Annotated in this window: 18 protein-coding genes; 11 read left to right on the top strand and 7 right to left on the bottom strand. The window is 48.9% G+C overall.

What is annotated here, in order from left to right; genetic code table 11:
* Genes MJ611_RS00090 through ftsZ form a run of 6 tightly spaced genes read left to right on the top strand, consistent with a single transcriptional unit; the run spans position 1 to position 7419 of the window.
* Positions 1–1167 carry an FtsW/RodA/SpoVE family cell cycle protein gene (locus tag MJ611_RS00090; RefSeq protein WP_250427312.1) on the top strand — a complete coding sequence of 389 codons (1167 nt, stop codon included), beginning with the start codon at positions 1–3 and terminating at the stop codon, positions 1165–1167.
* Positions 1160–2269: an undecaprenyldiphospho-muramoylpentapeptide beta-N-acetylglucosaminyltransferase gene (gene murG, locus MJ611_RS00085; protein WP_250427311.1), complete on the top strand. Its 1110-nt coding sequence runs from the start codon at positions 1160–1162 to the stop codon at positions 2267–2269. Before MJ611_RS00090 ends, murG begins: the two co-directional genes overlap by 8 nt.
* A complete protein-coding gene (gene murC, locus MJ611_RS00080; protein WP_250427310.1) occupies positions 2266–3675 on the top strand; it encodes a UDP-N-acetylmuramate--L-alanine ligase in 1410 nt (469 codons plus the stop codon). The genes murG and murC overlap by 4 nt, the downstream gene beginning before the upstream one ends.
* Positions 3662–4420, top strand: coding sequence for a cell division protein FtsQ/DivIB (locus MJ611_RS00075; protein WP_250427309.1), 759 nt, complete (start codon positions 3662–3664; stop codon positions 4418–4420). Before murC ends, MJ611_RS00075 begins: the two co-directional genes overlap by 14 nt.
* Before the next feature lie 12 nt (positions 4421–4432).
* Entirely contained in the window at positions 4433–5749 is a 1317-nt protein-coding gene (gene ftsA, locus MJ611_RS00070; RefSeq protein ID WP_250427308.1) for a cell division protein FtsA, read from the top strand.
* A 29-nt stretch (positions 5750–5778) separates the two neighbouring features.
* Positions 5779–7419 carry a cell division protein FtsZ gene (gene ftsZ / locus MJ611_RS00065; RefSeq protein WP_250427307.1) on the top strand — a complete coding sequence of 547 codons (1641 nt, stop codon included), beginning with the start codon at positions 5779–5781 and terminating at the stop codon, positions 7417–7419.
* Positions 7420–7607: 188 nt separating this feature from the next.
* On the opposite strand, the gene MJ611_RS00060 is transcribed toward ftsZ, so the two are convergent.
* The 4 genes from MJ611_RS00060 to MJ611_RS00045 all read right to left on the bottom strand — a co-directional run bounded on the left by MJ611_RS00060 (position 7608) and on the right by MJ611_RS00045 (position 11814).
* Positions 7608–8132 (bottom strand): NADPH-dependent FMN reductase, encoded by a 525-nt coding sequence (locus MJ611_RS00060; RefSeq protein WP_250427306.1) that lies wholly within the window; start codon positions 8130–8132, stop codon positions 7608–7610.
* A 182-nt stretch (positions 8133–8314) separates the two neighbouring features.
* A complete protein-coding gene (locus tag MJ611_RS00055) occupies positions 8315–9070 on the bottom strand; it encodes a succinate dehydrogenase/fumarate reductase iron-sulfur subunit (RefSeq protein WP_250427305.1) in 756 nt (251 codons plus the stop codon).
* A gap of 116 nt (positions 9071–9186) precedes the next feature.
* Positions 9187–11121 (bottom strand): fumarate reductase/succinate dehydrogenase flavoprotein subunit, encoded by a 1935-nt coding sequence (locus MJ611_RS00050; protein ID WP_250427304.1) that lies wholly within the window; start codon positions 11119–11121, stop codon positions 9187–9189.
* A 21-nt stretch (positions 11122–11142) separates the two neighbouring features.
* Entirely contained in the window at positions 11143–11814 is a 672-nt protein-coding gene (locus tag MJ611_RS00045) for a succinate dehydrogenase cytochrome b subunit (protein WP_250427303.1), read from the bottom strand.
* Between the two features lie 225 nt (positions 11815–12039).
* Between MJ611_RS00045 and MJ611_RS00040 the strand changes: the two genes are divergently transcribed.
* The 3 genes from MJ611_RS00040 (at position 12040) to fabD (ending at position 16398) form a co-directional block, all read left to right on the top strand.
* The gene (locus MJ611_RS00040; protein WP_250427302.1) at positions 12040–14829 is read left to right on the top strand and encodes a T9SS type B sorting domain-containing protein; all 2790 of its coding nucleotides are present in this window, start codon (positions 12040–12042) and stop codon (positions 14827–14829) included.
* Positions 14829–15257: a thiol-disulfide oxidoreductase DCC family protein gene (locus tag MJ611_RS00035; RefSeq protein ID WP_250427301.1), complete on the top strand. Its 429-nt coding sequence runs from the start codon at positions 14829–14831 to the stop codon at positions 15255–15257. Before MJ611_RS00040 ends, MJ611_RS00035 begins: the two co-directional genes overlap by 1 nt.
* Positions 15258–15519: 262 nt before the next feature.
* Positions 15520–16398, top strand: a complete 879-nt coding sequence (fabD, locus tag MJ611_RS00030) for an ACP S-malonyltransferase (RefSeq protein WP_250427300.1) — start codon at positions 15520–15522, stop codon at positions 16396–16398.
* A 109-nt stretch (positions 16399–16507) separates the two neighbouring features.
* On the opposite strand, the gene MJ611_RS00025 is transcribed toward fabD, so the two are convergent.
* A complete protein-coding gene (locus MJ611_RS00025) occupies positions 16508–16900 on the bottom strand; it encodes a cupin domain-containing protein (protein WP_250427299.1) in 393 nt (130 codons plus the stop codon).
* A gap of 266 nt (positions 16901–17166) precedes the next feature.
* Here MJ611_RS00025 and MJ611_RS00020 point away from each other — a divergent pair, with 266 nt between their 5' ends.
* Both MJ611_RS00020 and MJ611_RS00015 read left to right on the top strand, forming a co-directional pair.
* Entirely contained in the window at positions 17167–17976 is an 810-nt protein-coding gene (locus MJ611_RS00020) for a CPBP family intramembrane glutamic endopeptidase (protein ID WP_250427298.1), read from the top strand.
* A gap of 9 nt (positions 17977–17985) precedes the next feature.
* The gene (locus tag MJ611_RS00015; protein WP_250427297.1) at positions 17986–18285 is read left to right on the top strand and encodes a hypothetical protein; all 300 of its coding nucleotides are present in this window, start codon (positions 17986–17988) and stop codon (positions 18283–18285) included.
* A gap of 11 nt (positions 18286–18296) precedes the next feature.
* Here the strand turns inward: MJ611_RS00015 and MJ611_RS00010 are convergent, their stop codons facing one another.
* Positions 18297–19073: an SDR family NAD(P)-dependent oxidoreductase gene (locus tag MJ611_RS00010; RefSeq protein WP_250427296.1), complete on the bottom strand. Its 777-nt coding sequence runs from the start codon at positions 19071–19073 to the stop codon at positions 18297–18299.
* Between the two features lie 328 nt (positions 19074–19401).
* Positions 19402–20490, bottom strand: a complete 1089-nt coding sequence (locus MJ611_RS00005; RefSeq protein WP_250427295.1) for a serine hydrolase domain-containing protein — start codon at positions 20488–20490, stop codon at positions 19402–19404.
* Positions 20491–20750: the final 260 nt, after the last annotated feature.

Raw genomic sequence — 20750 nt, 5'->3', positions numbered from 1 at the left:
ATGGTAAAGCAGTGGTTGCAGCAGAACCTGAAAGGGGATGCCGTACTTTGGGGGATTGTGGTTGCTTTCTCGCTCATAAGCGTGCTGGTAGTCTATTCTGCCACGGGTACCCTTGCCTATAAAAAAATGGAGGGCAACACGGAGTACTTCCTCTTCAAGCACTCGTTCCTGATCATAGTTGGGCTTGCCTTTATGTGGGGCGCTCATAAAGTGAACTACCGCTATTACTCCAAGTTGTCGCTGGTCGCTCTCGTGTTATCAGCGCCACTGCTGGTTATTACCTACATCTACGGCTCCAATATCAACGAAGCTTCCCGCTGGATCACGATCCCGGTTATCAACCAGACGTTCCAGCCTTCTGACTTGGCGAAGCTGGCATTGATCTCTTACCTGGCAAGTATGCTCTCAAAAAAGCAGCAGAAGCTGCACGACCTGAAGCGTACGCTGGCACCTATTTTTGCCTGGACCGTTTTCATCTGCGGCCTGATCGCGATGACCAATACCTCCACAGCGGTGTTGTTGTTCTTGACTTGCCTGTTGCTGATGTTTATTGGTCGTGTGCCGATCAAACACCTAGCAGTGGTGGTGCTGGCGATGGGTATACTAGGTGGCATTGCTCTGGCAGCAGGTCAGCGTCTGAATACGGCCATCAGCCGTGTGGAGGATTTTATGGATCCGACGGAGACAGCTTTCCAGTTGGAGCAATCCTACATTGCAATCGCTACAGGCGGTGTGCTGGGCAAAGGCCCTGGCAACAGCGATCAGCGCGATATCCTGCCTCACCCTTATTCGGATTTTATCTATGCCATTATTCTGGAGGAATATGGCCTGGTAGGTGGGGTAATTGTTCTGTTTTTGTACCTGGCGCTGCTCTACCGGGGCCTTGTGACCGTGAGTAAAAGTAACGGCGCATTCGGGGGGCTGCTTTCCGCGGGCCTTAGTTTTAGCCTGGTGATACAGGGGATGGTGAACATGGGCGTAGCAGTAGGTCTCGGACCAATTACAGGTTTGCCGTTGCCGCTGCTAAGTATGGGTGGAACATCCCTGATTTTTACCGGCATTTCGCTCGGGGTAATCCTGAGCGTGAGCCGCAATGAGAGTGAATTGGAGCGTGCTGCAACCGGTGCAACTCCGGGTGTAGCTTCAAACAAAGTAGTAAATGCCTGATAGCAACAGACCATATCGCGTGATCATCAGTGGGGGCGGCACCGGCGGACACATTTATCCGGCGGTGGCAATTGCTAACCAGATCAAGGCGCTGCATCCTGATGCGGAGATTCTCTTCGTTGGGGCGATCGGGCGCATGGAAATGACGCGGGTGCCGGAAGCTGGATACAAGATCGTAGGCCTCTGGATCAGCGGGTTGCAGCGCCGCCTGACACTGGACAATTTGTCCTTTCCGCTGAAGGTGATCTCCAGTGTGCGTGCGTCTCATAAGATCATCAAAGAGTTTAAGCCAGATGCAGTAGTGGGAGTAGGTGGCTATGCCAGCGGACCTTTGTTGTATGCAGCTACTGCCCGTAAGATACCGGCGCTGATACAGGAACAAAATTCCTATGCCGGCATTACCAACAAGCTGCTGGCCAAACGGGTCAACAAAATCTGTGTGGCTTACCCGAACATGGAAGCTTTCTTCCCGGCAGAAAAGCTGGTGCTGACCGGCAACCCGGTGCGCAGCGATATCATGGACAGTCACCTAAAGCGCAGCGAAGCACTCGAGTTCTTTAACCTGTCGGCTGACAAGAAAACGATACTTGTGATCGGCGGCAGCCTGGGCGCCAGAACCATTAACCAAAGTATAGCAGCGGGGCTGGAGCAGATTACGAAGGCTGGTTACCAGCTGATCTGGCAGACCGGCAGAGCTTACTACCCGCAGGCGCAGGAACTGGAGGCAAAGTATAAGGAAGGTGTTCGCATTTTTGATTTCATCCGCAGGATGGATCTGGCGTATGCGGCAGCCGATGTGGTGATCTCCAGGGCCGGAGCACTATCCATTTCAGAATTATGCCTGGCTGCAAAACCAGCTATACTGGTGCCTTCGCCCAACGTGGCCGAAGACCACCAGACCAAAAATGCAATGGCCTTGGTGCAGCAGCATGCAGCATTGTTGGTACGCGACCAGGAAGCACAGCAGCAACTGATACCTGCAGCACTGCGACTGGCAGAAAATGAGCAGGAGCAACAGCGCTTGGCGCAGAATATCCGCAAAATGGCGCGGCCAAATGCGGCAGCCGATATTGTAAACGAATTATTAAAACTGATCAAGTGAAACTGGAGCAGTATAAATACATCTACTTCTTAGGTATTGGCGGCATTGGTATGAGCGCCATCGCCCGCTGGTTCAGCGCCAAAGGATTTCCGGTGTGGGGTTACGACAGAACCCGCACGCAGCTAACCCAGGCACTGGAGCAGGAAGGAATTGCCGTGCACTACGAAGATGATGTAGCCAAACTTCCACAGGAAATCCTTGATCATAAAACAGAAACGCTGGTTGTGCTGACACCGGCTATACCGGCAGAGCATACCGAGTGGGCGTACCTTAAGGAGCAGGGCTATACCATCAAAAAGCGCTCGGAGGTTTTGGGTATCATTACTTCCTCTGCTTACACGGTGGCAGTGGCAGGTACGCACGGTAAAACTACTACCTCATCTATCGTGGCGCACCTGCTGCATCATGCCGGGGTAAACTGTTCTGCTTTCCTGGGAGGCATCGCTACCAACCTGAATTCTAACCTGCTGATCGGGGAAAGTGGAGCTGAAAAAGAGATCGTAGTAGTAGAGGCAGATGAGTATGACCGCTCTTTCCTGACGCTGTTTCCGGATGTTGCAATTGTAACTTCCGCAGACCCAGATCATTTGGATATTTATGGTGACAGCGAGGAACTGATCCGTACGTTCCAGAAGTTCATAAGCCAGGTAAAACCCGGCGGATATCTTATCCTTCAGGAGGGAACCGATCCCCGGCTTACGGACAAAGTACAGGAAGGCGTGCACGTGATCCGGTATAGTTTAGGGGCTGGAGAAGCACAGGTAAAGCAACTGAAAATCAACGGTCGCTGGTTTGAATTTGATGCTCAGACACCCTTCGGTAACATAGCACATCTTCGTTTGGGAGTGCCTGGTTTTCACAACGTTGAGAATACATTGGCAGCTATAGTAGCAGTGCAGGTACTGGGTCTGAACGGCGATAAGATCAGCGCTGGAGTGGAGACGTATTCGGGCGTGAAGCGGCGCTTTGAGTTTGTGTACGAAGGAGAGGGAAAAGTATACATCGATGACTACGCGCATCACCCGAAAGAGATCGATGCTTTTATGTCGTCGTTGCGTGCTTTGTACCCGGATAAAAAAATAAAAGTGATATTTCAACCGCATCTGTTTACGCGCACGCGCGACTTTGCAAAGGAGTTTGCAGAGAGCCTGAGCAAGGCAGATGAACTGGTGTTGCTGGATATTTATCCGGCCAGGGAAAAACCGATACCGGGTGTCACTTCCGATATCATTCTGGAGCAGGTTTCCTGCCCAAATAAAGTACTTATCCGAAAGCAGGAAGTTGTGTCTTATTTAGCAAAAAACAGCGATTTTGATGTGCTGGCAACAGTTGGTGCCGGAGATATCGATACGCTGGTTAAGCCTATCAAAAATATTTTAGAAAATAAAGGGTATGGGCTTGAATAGTAAAATAAAATCTTTAATTTTTGCAGGTTGTAGCATTATCGCAACCGGGGCTTTGGCTGGCTTTGCTTCATCTCGTCAGGATGAAAAAAGTTGTGAAAAAGTTTCAATAAAAATTGATAATGAGTACAACAATTACTTTATTGGTGATAAGGAAGTAAAAGACCTGCTGACCCGTGAGGGCGAGCGTAAACTGGAAGGACTTCCGAACCGCAGCATCGACCTAAAAAACCTGGAAAAACGCATCGAAGCCCATAGCTTTGTAAAAGAGGCAGAGGTGTTCCGGGGTCTAGATGGAAACATTCATGTAAGTGTAAAACAAAACAGGCCTATTGCAAGAATTATACGACAAGATCAAGATGTGTACATTGATGCAGAGGGAAACATACTTCCCCTCTCCGACAGATATACCGCTCGTGTAATACCTATTACCAAGTCGGCCTCCCTTAAATTAGATAAGGTTTTTTTTCAGGACTCAACTGGCCAGGCCTACCTTTCCCTGCTGAGGTTTGTCGAAGACGACCCTTTCTGGAAAGCGCAGTTAGCCCAGATGCATATCGACGGCAAGGGCAGGGTCTCTTTTATGCCTCAGGTAGGCGAGCATACCATCGAGTTTGGGAAGCCAGCCAGGGTAGAACAGAAGTTCAAGAAGTTAATGATCTTTTATAAAGAAGTACTGCCTGTAATGGGTTGGGAAAAATATAAGAGAGTAAATGTAGAGTACGAAGATCAGATTATTTGTGAATAACTTATACAAGGTATGCAGAACGACAAAATAGTAGTAGGCTTGGACATTGGCACAACCAAAGTTTGCGCACTTGTTGGTCGGAAGAATGAATTTGGAAAGCTCGAGATCCTGGGGATGGGGAAAGCCATATCCGAGGGTGTGGTTCGCGGCATTGTCAGCAACATCGACAAGACGGTAGAAGCTATCAGAAAAGCCATCCGTCAGGCCGAAGAGCAATCGGGCATCAACATTGGTGTGGTAAATGTGGGCATTGCGGGCCAGCACATCAAAAGTCTGCAGCACAATGGCAGCATCACCCGCCAGGTTACAGACCATGAGATCACGGTAGACGATGTAAACCGTCTGACCAACGACATGTACCGTCTGGTTACGCCTCCGGGAAGTGAGATCATACATGTGATGCCGCAGGAGTACAAGGTAGATTACGAAGAAGGCATTGTTGATCCGGTGGGTATGTCGGGTGTGCGCCTGGAAGGTAACTTCCATATCATCACAGCCCAGTCGAATGCCATCAACAACATCAACAAATGCATCAGCCGTGCCGGGCTGGAGATCGATAATCTGATCCTGGAGCCGCTTGCTTCGTGCATGTCGGTTTTGAGCGAAGAAGAGAAGGAAGCCGGAGTAGCGCTTGTAGACATTGGAGGTGGTACGACAGATTTAGCTATCTTTAAAGACAATATCATCCGTCATACTGCAGTTCTACCATTCGGTGGCAATATCATTACTTCCGATATCAAGCAGGGCTGCATGGTAATGCAAAACCAGGCAGAGCAGCTGAAAGTGAAGTTTGGTAAAGCAATTGCGGACGAAGCCTCTGAGAATGAGATTGTTTCGATCCCAGGTTTGAGAGACCGTACGCCAAAAGAAATTTCTCTGAAAAATCTTGCTTATATTATAGAAGCTAGAATGGAGGAGATTGTTGAACTCATCTATGCAGAGATTGTTAGGTCAGGATATGCCAACAGCCTTGCTGCAGGAATTGTGATCACAGGAGGTGGTGCGCAGCTGCAGAATCTGGTTCAGCTGGTAGAGTACATTACAGGTATGGATACCCGTATTGGCTATCCGAACGAGCATCTGGGTAAGTCGAAGATCGATGCGGTGAAGAGCCCAATGTATGCGACAACCGTTGGCCTGGTACTGGCAGGTTACCAGCCGCTTGACCAGCGCACCCATCGCTACGATGAAGTGCCGCAACAAGAACAGTATACTAATAAGTCTGCACCAAAAACTCCTTCGCCAAAAGAAGGAAGCGGCATGGGCCTCTTCCAGAAACTGAAAGGATTTCTGTCAGACGATATAGATAACGATAAGCAAAATTATTAAAAACCCATAATAGAGCAGGAGATTTTAGCATGACTTCAATGTACAGTTTTGACTTGCCGGCTAGCGGAAAGTCCATCATTAAAGTGATTGGTGTAGGGGGCGGTGGAAGTAACGCAGTTAACCACATGTATAGCCAGGGTATTAAGGACGTGGAGTTCGTGATTTGTAACACGGATATGCAGGCCCTTAAAAGCAGCAGTGTACCAAACAAATTACAGATAGGTTTAAACCTTACCGAAGGCCTTGGTGCCGGTGCAAATCCTGAAAAAGGAAAGCATGCTGCACTCGAGAGCAAAGAAGAAATTCGTGAGCTTTTGAGCAACGATACCAAAATGGTGTTCATTACTGCCGGTATGGGCGGTGGTACTGGTACTGGTGCTGCTCCGGTTATTGCTAAAGTTGCCAAAGAGCTTGGCGTCCTGACTGTAGGTATTGTAACAGCTCCGTTTGTTTTCGAAGGCAAGAAAAAGAAGATTGCTGCTGAGAACGGTATCAAAGAGCTGAGCGAGAACTGCGATACGATCCTGGTGATCCTGAATGACAAGCTGCGCGAGATGTTCGGCAACCTGACCATCCGTGAGGCATTTGCCAAAGCCGATAACGTGTTAACGACAGCTGCCAAGTCGATCGCTGAGATCATTACGGTGACTGCTGAAGTAAACGTTGACTTTGAAGACGTGAAGACGGTAATGAAAGACTCTGGTGCTGCAGTTATGGGTTCTGCGACAACAGAAGGCGAAGGCCGTGCGTTGCGTGCTGCTGAAGAAGCACTTTCATCTCCGTTGCTGAACAATACCGATATCCACGGTGCTCAGAAGATCCTGCTTTCTATCATGTCTGGCGAGCAGGCAGAGCTTGAAATGGATGAACTGACTGAGATCACGGAATACATCCAGGACAAAGCCGGCCAAGAAGCTGAAGTTATCTTCGGTCATGGCATCGATTCTTCTCTTGGCCAGAGCATCCGTGTAACAGTTATTGCTACCGGCTTTGCCAGCAGCGCCGAAGAAATTATCGAGGCAAAAAAAACGGTTTTCGACCTGAACAGTGAAAAAAAAATTACTGTTCATGAGCCAGCAAAACCAGAGGCTGTAGAAGTAGTTAATTTCGTGCCGAAACAAGTTGCAGCGCCTGCTCCTGTACCAGTTCCTGCTCCGGCACCTGCGCCAGTACAGCAGGCTGCTCCACAGCAGTACGAGCCGGTACGCAGACCAATTGTTGAGCAGCCGCAGCAACAGCAGTATTCTCAGCAGCCACAGCCGCAAGTACAACCGCAGCCACAAGCACAACCACCACAGCGTATTGTGTTTGAGCTGGACGCTGAAACGCAGGATTCTGTTTATGCATCTGCTCCTACTACGTATACTTCAAACAATGCACATCCTCCGCGTCAGGATGATTATGCTACCCGTGAAGCAGCTCGTATAGCAGAAGAGCGCGAACTGATGCAGCGCAGAGCGGAAGAGAGACGTCAGCGCCTGATGATGTTGAGCTCTGGCATTACTTCTGAAGCAATGAAAGAGAAACTTGAGACGCCTGCTTACCTGCGTCGCAATGTTGCTCTGGACAGAGTAGTGCATTCTTCCGAGCGTAACATCTCCCGCTTCAACCTGAACGACGATAACGAGATCCTAGGCGACAACCGTTTCTTACACGACAATGTTGACTAAGCTCAAGAAGCAAGTATAAAACAGAAGAGCCTGTAGCTTAATTGCTACAGGCTCTTCTGTTTTATGTACTTATACTTCAAACATGCCTACAAAAGCTTTAGGAAGTATAAACCAACGCTTCTGCACATCAATCAAGCGGATGAAGTATAAATGTGTAGAATTAGAGCAATAAGCAGTAACACCTATACCTAAAAAGTGATAAACTGCTCGATCTGCTGGTTGAGGAGCTCAAGGTATAACTCATTGGTGATGGTGCCTTCCTTCAGATTTTTCTCGATCTGGGCCAGCCTTGGCTTTAGAGCCAGCACGTGCATGCCCAGGTAATTAAAGATATCGGTTAAGTGGCTCATGGCAAGACCGCTTCCCTGTACGCCTGAGGAGAGACCTACCAGTGCTGCCTTTTTGTTTTTGAAGGTATTTGGATATTCTAAGCCGTCGATAAAGGCTTTCAACACCCCGGGGAAGGAGCCGTTATACTCTGGTACTATAAATACAAACTTATCAGAAGAGGCAATCAGGCTGCTGAGCTTGTTAAATGCTTCGTTTGTACCGGTATTATCATAAAGTGCAGTCGCAGTAAAATCGGCAGGTAGATCAGCCAGGTCTAGGATCTGTGACGCTACACCGCGTTTGCGCAGCAACTCACTGTAGATGTTTGCTACAGCCCTTGAATTAGAAGAAGGCCTGTTTGTGCCTGTTATGATGGTAATCATACTTAGTTTCGTTCGTTTGTCTGTAACAGCTGACTAAGTTTTTGGTTTACGACTATTTGTCTGGCTGCTATCCGCTAATTTATACTTCTGTAAGTATAGTTGAGGGTGTACTAATTGCTAAAGTAAAATAAAAAAGGCGAGTACAGTAGCTGCCTCGCCTTTTCTTATCTGTTAAGAAGAACTTATGCTACGTTCTCTGAGGTTGCTTTTGCACTGATGTACTCTCGGTTCAGCATCGCAATGTTGTCCAGAGAGATACCTACAGGGCACTCTGCAGCACAGGCACCTATGTTAGAGCAGGCACCGAAACCTTCTGCGTCATGCTGAGCCAGCATGTTCTCTACACGTGTTTTAGCTTCCACCTTACCTTGTGGTAACATCGCCAGCTGAGAAACTTTTGCGCTCAGGAACAGCATAGCAGAGGCGTTCTTACAAGCAGCCACACACGCACCGCACTGGATACAGGTAGCCGCATCAAAGGCCTTGTCAGCAATCGTTTTCGGGATTGGAATGGTATTGGCATCCGGCACACCACCTGTATTCACAGAGATGTAGCCACCGGCCTGCTGAATACGGTCCATCGCAGAACGGTCTACTACCAGGTCTCTGTGTACCGGGAAGGCAGCTGCTCTCCATGGTTCGATGGTGATCGTATCGCCGTCTTTGAAGTGACGCATGTGCAGCTGGCAGGTAGTAGTACCACGCTCCGGGCCATGCGCACGACCATTGATGTACAAGCTACACATACCACAGATACCTTCGCGGCAGTCGTGGTCGAATGCGATCGGCTCATCGCCTCTGAGCAGCAGGTCTTCGTTTAATACGTCCAGCATCTCCAGGAACGACATGTCCGGAGAGATACCTTTAACAGGGTATGTTACCATAGCACCTGCACTGTTTCTATCTTTTTGGCGCCAAATCTTCAATGTGAGATCCATTGGTTTAGCATTTGGATGACTTCCAGCCATTTCTTTTATAATTACGAATTAAGAATTACGAATTAAGAATTTTAAATCGTCTGTTGCCAGGTTCATTACTCATTCTTAATTATTCATTACTTGTAGCTACGCTGTGTTAGCTTCACGTTTTCGAACTTGAGATCTTCCTTGTGCAGCACCGGCTCGTTGCCAACACCTGTAAACTCCCAGGCTGCTACATAAGCAAAGTTCTCGTCGTCACGAAGGGCTTCGTTCTCCGGTGTCTGGTACTCCTCACGGAAGTGACCACCGCACGATTCATTTCTGTGCAGGGCATCGTCTACCATCAGTTCACCTAGCTCCAGGAAGTCGGCTACACGGTTCGCTTTCTCAAGGGTGATGTTCAGTTCCTCGTTCACGCCTGTTACTTTCACATCTCTCCAGAACTCGTCACGCAGCTTACGGATTTCCTGCTTTGCAAATTGCAGACCTTCTGCATTACGTGCCATACCGCAGTAATCCCACATGAGCAGACCAAGCGCTTTGTGGAATTCGTCTACTGTACGAGTACCTTTAATAGAAAGCAGTTGCTGGTTTTTAGCAATTACAGCCTCTTCAGCCTCTTTAAAGGCAGGATGGTCGGTGCTAACCTTAGCGTAAGGCATCTGCGCCAGGTAGTCGCCGATAGTATAAGGAATAACGAAATAGCCGTCTGCCAGACCTTGCATCAGGGCAGAAGCACCCAGGCGGTTGGCACCGTGGTCAGAGAAGTTACACTCGCCGGTGGCATACAGTCCAGGGATGTTGGTCATCAGGTTGTAGTCTACCCAAAGGCCACCCATGGTATAGTGAACGGCAGGATAAATACGCATTGGCTTTTCGTACGGGTTCTCGTCTGTGATCTTGGCATACATCTCAAACAGGTTACCATACTTGGCGGCAATAGCCGGCTGGCCGTCGCGTTTAATCGCATCGGCAAAGTCAAGGTATACAGCAAGGCCGGAACCACCTACACCACGACCTTCGTCGCACACCAGCTTCGCGTTACGGGATGCCACGTCGCGCGGCACCAGGTTACCGAAAGCAGGGTATTTACGCTCCAGGTAATAATCACGATCCTCTTCGGCAATGTCGTTGATAGCGATTTCGCCTCTTCTCAGTCGCTGAGCCAACTCTACTGTTTTAGGCACCCAAACACGACCGTCGTTACGAAGCGACTCAGACATCAGCGTTAGCTTAGACTGGTACTCGCCTGACACCGGGATACAGGTAGGGTGGATCTGTGTAAAGCATGGGTTAGCGAACAGAGCACCTTTCTTGTGTGCTCTCCAGGCTGCTGTAGCGTTAGAGCCCATTGCGTTGGTAGAAAGGAAGAACACGTTGCCGTAACCACCGGTTGCCAGTACCACAGCATGTGCACTGTGCGACTCGATCTTACCTGTGATCAGGTTGCGTACCACAATACCACGCGCTTTGCCGTCTACCATTACCAGGTCCAGCATTTCGGTACGTGGGTACATTTTTACTTTACCGTAAGCGATCTGACGATTAAGCGCAGAGTATGCACCCAGAAGCAGCTGCTGTCCGGTCTGGCCGCGGGCGTAGAACGTACGCGATACCTGCGCACCACCGAACGAACGGTTGGCAAGCAAGCCACCGTACTCACGTGCGAAAGGAACACCCTGCGCCACGCACTGGTCGATGATGTCGACAGACACCTGTGCCAGGCGGTACACGTTTGCCTCACGGGCACGGTAGTCACCACCTTTAATGGTATCGTAAAACAGACGGAAAACAGAGTCGCCGTCGTTCTGGTAATTTTTAGCAGCGTTGATACCACCCTGTGCCGCAATAGAGTGGGCACGGCGTGGAGAATCCTGGAAGCAGAAAGCTTTTACGTTGTAGCCAAGCTCGCCAAGGGTTGCTGCGGCAGAGGCACCGGCAAGGCCCGTACCTACTACTATAACTTCGTATTTTCGTTTGTTAGCCGGGTTTACCAGCTTCACATTAAATTTATGCTTGTCCCATTTCTCCGCTAAAGGGCCTTCCGGGATTTTAGAATCTAATATCATATCAACTATAGAAGCTTTATATTATTCAAAGAAGAAGAAGTACAGTGGCATGGCTGCAAAACCAAGGCACACAAGTACTGAGAATGCATAGCCAAACGACTTGATGAATGGAGTATACTTCTTGTGCGTAAGGCCCAGTGTCTGGAAAGCGCTCTGGAAACCGTGGATCAGGTGGTAAGCCAAGGCAATCATGGCGATCACATAGATGGCCACATACCACCACAGCCCGAACGACTCCTTCACTACAATGTACAGGTCCGGGTTGCCTCCGGCATCGATGCTAAGCTCGCCGAAGCGGGCACGCCAGAAGAAGTTATAAAGGTGGATGATGAGGAAAACCAGGATAACTGTACCCAGCAGACCCATGTTGCGGGACGACCAGTTGCTGTTCTCTTCCGGGTGGCTGTTTGCATACCCGATAGGGCGGGCAGACTGGTTACGGCGTGTAAGTACAAAGGCGTCGTAGATGTGGAACAGGAAGCCGAGTACCAGCACGATCTCCATGGTCCGGATAATCGGGTTGTGGCCCATGAACTCTGAGTAGACATTAAATGCAAGGCCACCATCGTCTTTGAAAAGCTGCAGGTTACCAATCAGGTGAACTACCAGAAAGGAGCACAGAAAAAGACCGGTGATCGACATAACGAGTTTACGGCCGATTGTACTGGAAAACGTTTTAGTAAACCAATTCATCTGTATTTGTTAAGGTTTTAGAAATTAAGCGGTTTTTAATGCCCAAAGGTACATTCAGACCTTATATAAACCAATTTTAATATCATATTTTGAATCAATCTAAATTGCTCTGCGTAGGACTGAAAACCATACTTGTGATAACCTGCTATTCCTCCTTTTGTTAAAAATAAAAAAGGAAAATATCTGTTTTCATTATACCTTTGTTTACCGCCAAACCCTACGCTTATGCCAAATAGTTTACGCTTGAGGTATCTGCTGCCCTACAGTTTCGTGCTGGGAGTGTTGATATTGTTGTTGGGATCTATTACTGAGGCACAGGCTACACACATCAGAGCAGGAGACATTACCGCCCAGCGGGATACCACCCCGAACCCCGATCCCCGACGGTTCTTCTTTACCATGGTAATGTATACGAACGATCAGTCGCCGGCTGACGACCCACAGGTAACGATTTCAATGGGCGATGGGCGTACCATTGTGGTAAACAGGCTCTCCGTAACTCCTGTTGGCAACAACACCGACCGGGAAGAATATAAATGGACCTATACGTATGCTGCTGCAGGTACTTACACGGTGTCTTGGAACGGTATTTACCGGAACGGCGGCATCGTTAACATCGCACCTCCTTCCGACCAGGTTTCTTTCTTTATCTCCACTACCATTACCATTAACCCGCTGCGGGGCTTTAACAGCACCCCGGTACTGACTGTAGCGCCGATCGACCTGGCTGCCGTTGGCCGCAAGTGGGTGCACAACCCTGGTGCCTTTGATCCTGATGGCGACAGCTTGGCATTTAAGCTACGCGTACCCCAGCACATTGGGGGAGGCGGCAACATCACCAACGTGCCCGGTTATGTTTTCCCGGAAAGGGTAAGCAACTGCCAGAACTCTACAGCCTCAGGCGGATCCGTTTTTGTAATAGACCCGAGAACGGGACAGCTGACCTGGGATGCGCCCTGTCTGAAAGGGGAGTATAACGTGGCCTTTGTGGTAGAGGAGTGGCGTGTGGCCCCGGGTGGGGGAGCGGCGCTACTGAGCCAGGTGGTGCGCGACATGCAGATCATTGTGAAGGAGTCGGATAACCGGCCGCCGGTGCTGGTGCCCAAAGATACCTGTATCATAGCTGGAACAACCTTAAATACCGTGATATCTGCCACAGACCCGGATGGCGACCTGATCGATCTGACCGCACCGGGTACAGGCGGCATCTTCCCGCCGGCCACTTTCCAGCAGACTGTACGTGTAGCAGGCCGTGCAGCCGGCACTTTCAACTGGCCAACTCAGTGCACCGACGTGCGTGAGCAGCCTTACCAGGTAATTTTCCGGGCCGAGGACGTGCGTCCGCCGTTGCCTGACCGTGCCACAGGCCGCCTCGTGGACCTGCAACCGTACCGCATCAAAGTAGTAGGGCCGCCGCCGCAAAACCTGGCAGTCACAGCCGAAGACCGAACAGCCACCGTTACCTGGGACAAGTATATCTGCCAGAATGCCTCCACAATCCGGATATACCGTCGTGAAGGACGCGCTAACTTTGTGCCGGATAAGTGCCAGACAGGGGTACCGCCAGAAACAGGCTACGTGCTGGTAGGCGAGGTGCCGAAAGACCAAACATCGTTTACAGATAATAACAAAGGGGCTGGATTAACAGCTGGGGTGTCTTATTGCTACATCATTTATGCTGAGTTCCCGCTGCCCGGAGGTGGTAAAAGTATAGCTTCTCAGGAGGCCTGCCTTCAGATCGACCAGGATATCCCTTACCTGACCAACGTAACCGTAGACAGAACCAGTACCACGGCAGGCCAGATCACGGTAAAATGGACCAAACCGAACAAACTGGATGTGCAGAAGGAGCCGTACCGCTATCGCCTGTATCGTAAGGAAGGCCAGGGAGCAGGAGGTACTTTCACGTTGGTGAAAAATACCACGAACCTGAACGATACCACTTTTGTTGATACCGGACTGAATACCGAAGAACTTGCTTACCGTTACCGGCTGGAGTTCTACCGCTCAGCGCAGCGGGGAGGCAATGCCGATGTGCTGCGCGACAGCACCGAGGCATCGAGTGTGCGCCTGCAGGTTGATGCTGCACCAAACGACGAAAAGGCCTTTGTGCTGAACTGGACCTACAGTGTGCCCTGGAAGAACGAGGTGTTTAGGCACAGGATCTACCGCAAGCTGGAGAACGAACTCAGGTATGTGCTGATCGATAGTGTGACCGCAACTGCTGCAAGCGGCACGTATACCGATCGGGGCACCTTCGGAAACAAGGAACTGCAACGTGGATTGACTTACTGCTACTACGTGCAGACTGTAGGCACTTACCAGGTAGAAGGCGTGCCGGAGCCACTGCTCAACAACAGCCAGGAAATGTGCATGATGCTTCCGAAGGTGGTTTGTGCGCCGGAGCTAAGTATAGATCCACTGGATTGTAACCAATTCCTGAATAACCCGACCGAGCCGCCGTACCAGAACGTGCTGACCTGGGTGCCGCAGGTAACCGGCGACTGCACCGATCAGATCGAATTTTACACGGTATACTTCAGGCCAACGATGGAGGGCGAGTATGTAAAGCTGGGTACTACTACAGAAACCACGTTTACGCACAGCGGGCTCCAGTCTTTTGCAGGTTGCTACGTGGTAACGGCCACCGACACGGCCGGCCGGGAAAGTGCCTTCAGCAACGAGGTATGCAAAGACAACTGTATCTCGTTCATGCTGCCGAACATCATCACACCAAATGGCGATGGTAAGAACGATGTTTTCCGTCCGGACAGGAAGTCGAAGTTTATCAAATCAATGAAATTTAGCGTGTTTAACCGCTGGGGCGTGAAAGTATACGATAAGAGTGCAACCGAAGGAGGCGATGCGCTGTACATCAACTGGCCAGGTGTAGGTAACGACGGCAACCAACTGACGGACGGCATTTACTACTACGAGGCAGAAGTTGAATTCTATACCATAGACCCAAGCAAGGCAAGAGCCAAGTATAAAGGCTGGGTTGAGATCGTACGCTGATGAAACATGAAAATCTGGAGCGGCTGCAGGGGTTACCCATCGTGTTTTACGATGGCACCTGCGGCTTTTGCCAGGCAAGCATACAGGTAGCCTTAAAGTATAACAAAAGGCAAAACCTGCACTTTGCAGCCCTGCAATCGGGGCTGGCAGAAAAGCTGGTGCCACAGGAGCAGCTGCCTGATCCGCTGCCTGATTCCATCCTTTTTTACGAAAACGGCCGGCTCTACACCGAGTCCGAAGCCGCCCTCCGCATTGCCCGTCACCTCAACTTTCCGTGGGCGGTGCTTTACTATTTCAGGTTTATTCCCTTATCTTTCCGCAACTTTGTGTACCGCTTTATCGCGAAGCACCGCTACCGCATAGCCGGCCGCACCGAGGCCTGCATGCTGCCAAGCCCTGAGGAACGGGCCCGGTTTGTAGCGTTTTAAGGTAAATTGTTTGATTGTTGATTGTATAATTGTTCGTGGGGTTTAGTAGTCTCATCGGCAATTGGCCATGTTCCGGCTTTCCTGTTTTAAGAGCAGGTTTGAGGTATAGGTATGTACAGTAAAATGGTTCAGCCATACTTTTGAAACTACTCAAACAGGTATAGGCTGATGTTAGTCTTTCAACAACCAACAATTTAACTATTTAACAATGCAGCAATTAAGTTGAGGATAAAAGAAACGAATAACTAATAACGAACAACGAATGAAGGCATACGTTTTCCCGGGACAGGGTTCTCAGTTTGTGGGTATGGGCAAAGACCTGTACGAGCAACACGAAGTGGCACGTCAGCTGTTTGATAAGGCAAATGAGATCCTGGGTTTCAACATCACCGAGATCATGTTCAACGGCACCGAAGAGGAGCTGAAGCAGACAAAAGTAACACAACCGGCTATTTTCCTGCACTCTGTGGCGCAGGCAGCGGTAGCCAAGGATTTCAATCCGGATATGGTAGCCGGTCACTCACTAGGCGAGTTTTCAGCGCTGGTGGCCAGCAAAGTATTGAGCTTTGAGGATGGTCTTAGACTGGTGTCCAAAAGAGCGCTGGCGATGCAGGCAGCCTGTGAAGCCAACCCATCCACGATGGCGGCTATACTTGGCCTGGAAGATGCAAAAGTAGAAGAAGTATGTGCTTCGGTAGAAGGCGAAATTGTAGTGGCGGCTAACTATAACTGCCCGGGCCAGCTGGTAATTTCAGGCTCTAACAAAGGCATCGAAATTGCCTGCGAGAAAATGAAAGAAGCCGGTGCCAAGCGTGCCTTGCCGCTTCCGGTTGGTGGCGCGTTCCACTCACCGCTGATGAAGCCGGCTGAAGAAGAATTGGCAAAAGCCATCAACGAAACAACCTTCAGTAAGGGCATTTGCCCGATCTACCAGAACGTGGATGCCAAACCGCATACCGATCCGGCTGAGATAAAAGAAAACCTGATCAAGCAGCTTACGGCTCCGGTACGCTGGACACAGTCGGTGCAGCAGATGGTGGCCGATGGTGCCACGCATTTTGTGGAGTGTGGCCCGGGTAAAGTGTTGCAGGGTCTTGTTAAAAAGATCGAGCGCACCGCTGAAGTTAGCTCTGTAGAGTAAGGTTTAAGCAGAAGTATAAAGTATAAAGTATAAACGCCCTCTCTGGCTTAAAGACCGGAGAGGGCGTTGCTTTTAATAACTGATGCTTTCTGATGATCAGCCAAAAGGTTTAATCAACTTCCTTGGCTTCTTTGTATGTCTTTTGTATCCTGCCTGCCGGGTGCTGTGCAGGAGCATAGATGGTGTATAATTTGAGCTCCTCTTTGCCTATGTTCTTTATATGGTGCCAATGGCCGGAGGGGATAAGTATTGCCCAGTTCTCAGACACCTTTTTGTCAAAGCTCAGGTTATCTTTTGTTTTCCCTACGCGTACCTGCGCCTGGCCTTGCTCAATTCGTAGAAACTGGTCCACATCTCCATGTAACTCCAGGTCTATTTCCTCACCTGCCTTTAGCGACATAAGCACCATTTGCAAGTGTTCGCCTGTCCACTGTACCTGGCGGTAGTTCGGGTTGTTTAAAGTTGCCTGTTCTATGTCAATTACCCAGGGCTTTTTCCCCATATCCCCGCCTTGCTGCGATGCTGTTGGAGTGGCCTGTTTTGTTTGGACTATGTTTGCCTCCGTAACTGCCCCACTCGTCCTGGCCTCGTCACAACCACATAGGAGTGCTAAAAGTAGTAGGCCTGCCGCATAAATTATATTTCCCCTTTCCATAGACAGATATTTTTATACATAGAAAGATTCCCTATAAATAATAACGAAAGTTTATAGATTATGTTAAAAAAGTTATAGTATTTTGCACGTTTCCTGATATACTATGGAAGACTATGAAAAATAAGATTGCCCTTATCCTGTGGATATCCGGGTTTATACATTTGAACCTGTACGCCAACCTGATCCCGAAACTGTTTCAACTGAGTCCGCTTCCCTGGCTGGGCTGGGCAGTCGGTTTCTTTGTAGTGGCTTTTTTGCTGGGCAGGTATGTGCTCCGGCTGAAAGGGCTGCAGTCGTTTGGGATGCAGTTGCACCGGGGCTGGGGCTGGAATCTGTTGATCGGTTTTATACTTGGCTTTGGCATCTGGGGCCTCAAGAACCTGGTGTTTTACAGTATGGGTAAGTTTGAGGTAGCAGGCATGATGGATGCCGGTTTCATATACCCAATGCTTGCGCTGGCACTGCTCGGTATGTTCTTTTCATCGGCTATAAACGACCTGATGATCCGGGGATACAGCTTTGCTTTCTGTAAAAAAGAAAACCTGTTGCGCTGGTACCTTATACTTGCCACGGTGCTTTATGCTTTGGACGATTCCTGGAACGAAGGTATAGATGTGATGAACCTGGTTTTTTCAGCTGTGTTGGGCATTTCGCTGGCTTACACGGTGCTGAAGACGGGCTCTATCTGGATGACGATTGGCATACACTGGGGCAGTAATGTGATGTACCGTATGATGTCCGGTTTCGACGGGCAGGGAATCTGGAAGCTGGAGAATGTAACCGAAGGGGTGCAATATGAATACATCAGCCTGCTGGTTACAGCGCTCCTTTTCCCGATCGTGTTCCTGTTGCTGCGCAATAAGAACTGGCAGACTGAAGAGAAGCCAATGCAGGAGAGTACGCCACCGCAAGTATTAGCTTAAGCCTGAAGTATGAATAGCCACAACCGAAAAGAGGTGCTGAAGCTGGTAGATGCGGCACACACGAAAGTAGAGACTTTTTACCCTGAAACACCGGTATACAAAGGCACACCGGAATGGGAAGAGAAGCGGAGGCTGCTCCTGGCAGACCTATCGCTGCACCTGGCACAGGACGCGCTGAAAGGAGAAAGTATAAACGAAGCCTCTCTGAAAAACCACCTCTTTGCCATACTTAAGATCAGCAGCGAGTTTTTTCCGGAAAGCAGCTTTGAGCAGGCGTCTGCGCTGCTAAACCAGCAACAGGAGGTATAGCTTCAGTTGTATTACGCCCCTTGCCCCAGATGTAGCGATAAGCCGCCATCCATAAAGTAGCTGGAGCCGGTCACGTAATCTGAGTCGGAAGATGCCAGGAACACAGCAACATTGGCGATCTCTTCCGGCTTGCCGGGCCGCTTCATGGGTATGTGTTCGGATTTTTCTTCCCGTACTTCTTTGTCATCCACAGCCTCCTGGTTCATGGGCGTCAGTATCATGCCGGGGCAGATGTTGTTGACGTTAATGCCGTCTTCGGCCAGTTCCAGCGCCAGCGTGCGGGTAAGGTTGCGGATGCCGGCTTTTGATGCGCAGTAATCAGCTGTGCCCGCCGATACGATCTCTTCGTGCACAGAAGATACATTGATGATCTTGCCCTTGCCACCAGCCTTCCGGCGATCCCTGATAAAGCGGCGCGAGCAGAAGAACGTGCCGTACAGATTGGTGCGGATGGTTCTGTCGAAGGTTTCCGTATTCATATCGGCTACGTTTATACCCGAGCCATTTACTGCAGCATTGTTTACCAGTATATCTATAGTTTTGAATTCGCTAAGGGCCTGATTGAACATCTTTTCCACTGATTGCTCATCACTTACGTCTACCTGCAGCACAATGCCCTTTCGGTTAAGTTTTTCTACTTCCTGGCGTGTTTTTTCGGCTCCCTCCTTATCGGAGTGGTAGGTAACCACAACATCTGCGCCCTCCCTGGCAAATGCGATTGCCGTTGCCTGCCCGATACCGGAATCTGAACCGGTGATCAGTGCTACTTTCCCGTTTAATTTAGCCATAAACCCTGTGCTTTTAGATGAATGAAGTATGTTATCGGCCTGCCATACTTTCAGGTATAACAAAAGCCTCTACTTCATACTTGTGAAGCCGTGCGAATGTTCGGGGAGAGGAGAGAAGTATAAGTTGGAGGTGCAAAAGAAAATTTTTAAATATAACCAACTTGCTACGTAGTGGCCGGAGGGTGATCCCTAGGAGGCATTCCATGAGACAGAGCGACCGGAAGAAATGCGATTTCGGCAGCAGAAAATTTGGCTACTGTTTAGCTGTGGTTCGAGCTGGTTTGTTGCTGCAGTAATGGCTAGCTTTGCACTACTAACTTATTGGTTGTTAGATTTTTTGCCGTAAAAGGCTTTCATATACTTTATCAAAAATCATTTCTACCAGTTCAGAATTCTGGTGATTAGATAAAACGACAATACCTATTTTGTTTGCTTTATCAAATACTAACAAAGAAGAGTTGCCAAAAGTATCTCCACTCTTGCCATAGAACTTATTGGTGCCTTTTTGTATTATACTCCACCCCAAGCCAAGCTCCATGTCGCTGTCTTTATAGTATTGCTGATGAGTCAGCTTGATTGCTTCTCCCATTTTGTTGTTGGTTGGTTGGATGTGCCGCTTCAGGTATTTCATTAAATCAACAGCGTTTGACTTTAAGGCACCCGCAGGTGCTATCGCGTTAGTGATTATATAATCTTTAGGATGTCCTTTGCTGTCATACCTCCCTGCCGTATTTGAAGATCTGACTTTCCCTACGGTAGTGTGTCTCATTTTTAAGGGAGTTAAAATCCTTTTTTTCAATACCGTTTCGTAGTCAGACTTCTCTTTATTTGCTATAAGTAAGCCTAATAAGGAGAATGCATAGTTATTGTATTTATACTTCCCATGGTTCTCTAATTTGGTTGTTTTGGTCAGCACGTCATACATATAGGCCTTGTCCACTAGGCTGAATGGCTGGAGGCTGTCTTTCTTAAACAGTTCAGCTATGTAACTATCGCTACTGATGTTGGGCAATCCTGATTGTTGTGAGGCGAGGTCTGTAAGCCTGACTTTGTTTTTGATAGCATCATCTAGTTTTATGTTTTTGGGCACCAGTGTGTCCATAAAATCATCTGCAGCGACACGGCCACTCGCAATTTCATATGCCAGGAGTAATGCTGTAAATGTTTTAGTCGCAGAACCGATTTCAAATACAGTGTTACTGTCTACAGGTGTTCCTCCATTTACATATCTGTCACCAAAAGAAAAGTAACGAGTCTCGTTTCCCTGAGTAACACCAATACTGATGCCTACTGTTGGCAACTTAGCTTTTAACCCATCTTTACCATAAAAAAGCGGGTCAATCTCTTGTTGAAGACTCTGTCCAAAGCCTTGAAATGCCAAGAGTACAAAAAGGAAGATGAGTTTTGTAGATTTCATATAGTGTTTAGGCGCCTAAAGTATGCTACTCCTGGTATGGCTAAGGCTTACTATTTAGATATGCAGTAACGGTTGGGCTTTGCGGTGGCGCAGCTGCCGTAAAGGTGTGGTTAGCGCAAGTACTTTTTATAAATTATTAAATTTTACTATTTGCCTTCAATCAGGTGTTCTTCCCATGTAGTTACTAAAGGTTCATGCATTTCATGCCACCTTTCGACAAAGTGTTCAATATTATCTAAATCTTTCTCTATGATTTTTCT

Source organism: Pontibacter ruber (assembly GCF_023630205.1).
Taxonomy (GTDB): domain Bacteria; phylum Bacteroidota; class Bacteroidia; order Cytophagales; family Hymenobacteraceae; genus Pontibacter; species Pontibacter ruber.
Note: the sequence above shows the minus strand (reverse complement) of the source record. Positions and strands in the feature narration are given on the sequence as shown.

Coding starts and splice junctions, on each gene's coding strand:
- MJ611_RS00090 (WP_250427312.1), top strand. CDS start 1: ATGGTAAAGCAGTGGTTGCAGCAGAACCTGAAAGGGGATGCCGTACTT.
- murG (WP_250427311.1), top strand. CDS start 1,160: ATGCCTGATAGCAACAGACCATATCGCGTGATCATCAGTGGGGGCGGC.
- MJ611_RS00075 (WP_250427309.1), top strand. CDS start 3,662: ATGGGCTTGAATAGTAAAATAAAATCTTTAATTTTTGCAGGTTGTAGC.
- ftsA (WP_250427308.1), top strand. CDS start 4,433: ATGCAGAACGACAAAATAGTAGTAGGCTTGGACATTGGCACAACCAAA.
- ftsZ (WP_250427307.1), top strand. CDS start 5,779: ATGACTTCAATGTACAGTTTTGACTTGCCGGCTAGCGGAAAGTCCATC.
- MJ611_RS00060 (WP_250427306.1), bottom strand. CDS start 8,132: ATGATTACCATCATAACAGGCACAAACAGGCCTTCTTCTAATTCAAGG.
- MJ611_RS00055 (WP_250427305.1), bottom strand. CDS start 9,070: ATGGATCTCACATTGAAGATTTGGCGCCAAAAAGATAGAAACAGTGCA.
- MJ611_RS00050 (WP_250427304.1), bottom strand. CDS start 11,121: ATGATATTAGATTCTAAAATCCCGGAAGGCCCTTTAGCGGAGAAATGG.
- MJ611_RS00045 (WP_250427303.1), bottom strand. CDS start 11,814: ATGAATTGGTTTACTAAAACGTTTTCCAGTACAATCGGCCGTAAACTC.
- MJ611_RS00040 (WP_250427302.1), top strand. CDS start 12,040: ATGCCAAATAGTTTACGCTTGAGGTATCTGCTGCCCTACAGTTTCGTG.
- MJ611_RS00035 (WP_250427301.1), top strand. CDS start 14,829: ATGAAACATGAAAATCTGGAGCGGCTGCAGGGGTTACCCATCGTGTTT.
- fabD (WP_250427300.1), top strand. CDS start 15,520: ATGAAGGCATACGTTTTCCCGGGACAGGGTTCTCAGTTTGTGGGTATG.
- MJ611_RS00025 (WP_250427299.1), bottom strand. CDS start 16,900: ATGGGGAAAAAGCCCTGGGTAATTGACATAGAACAGGCAACTTTAAAC.
- MJ611_RS00020 (WP_250427298.1), top strand. CDS start 17,167: ATGAAAAATAAGATTGCCCTTATCCTGTGGATATCCGGGTTTATACAT.
- MJ611_RS00015 (WP_250427297.1), top strand. CDS start 17,986: ATGAATAGCCACAACCGAAAAGAGGTGCTGAAGCTGGTAGATGCGGCA.
- MJ611_RS00010 (WP_250427296.1), bottom strand. CDS start 19,073: ATGGCTAAATTAAACGGGAAAGTAGCACTGATCACCGGTTCAGATTCC.
- MJ611_RS00005 (WP_250427295.1), bottom strand. CDS start 20,490: ATGAAATCTACAAAACTCATCTTCCTTTTTGTACTCTTGGCATTTCAA.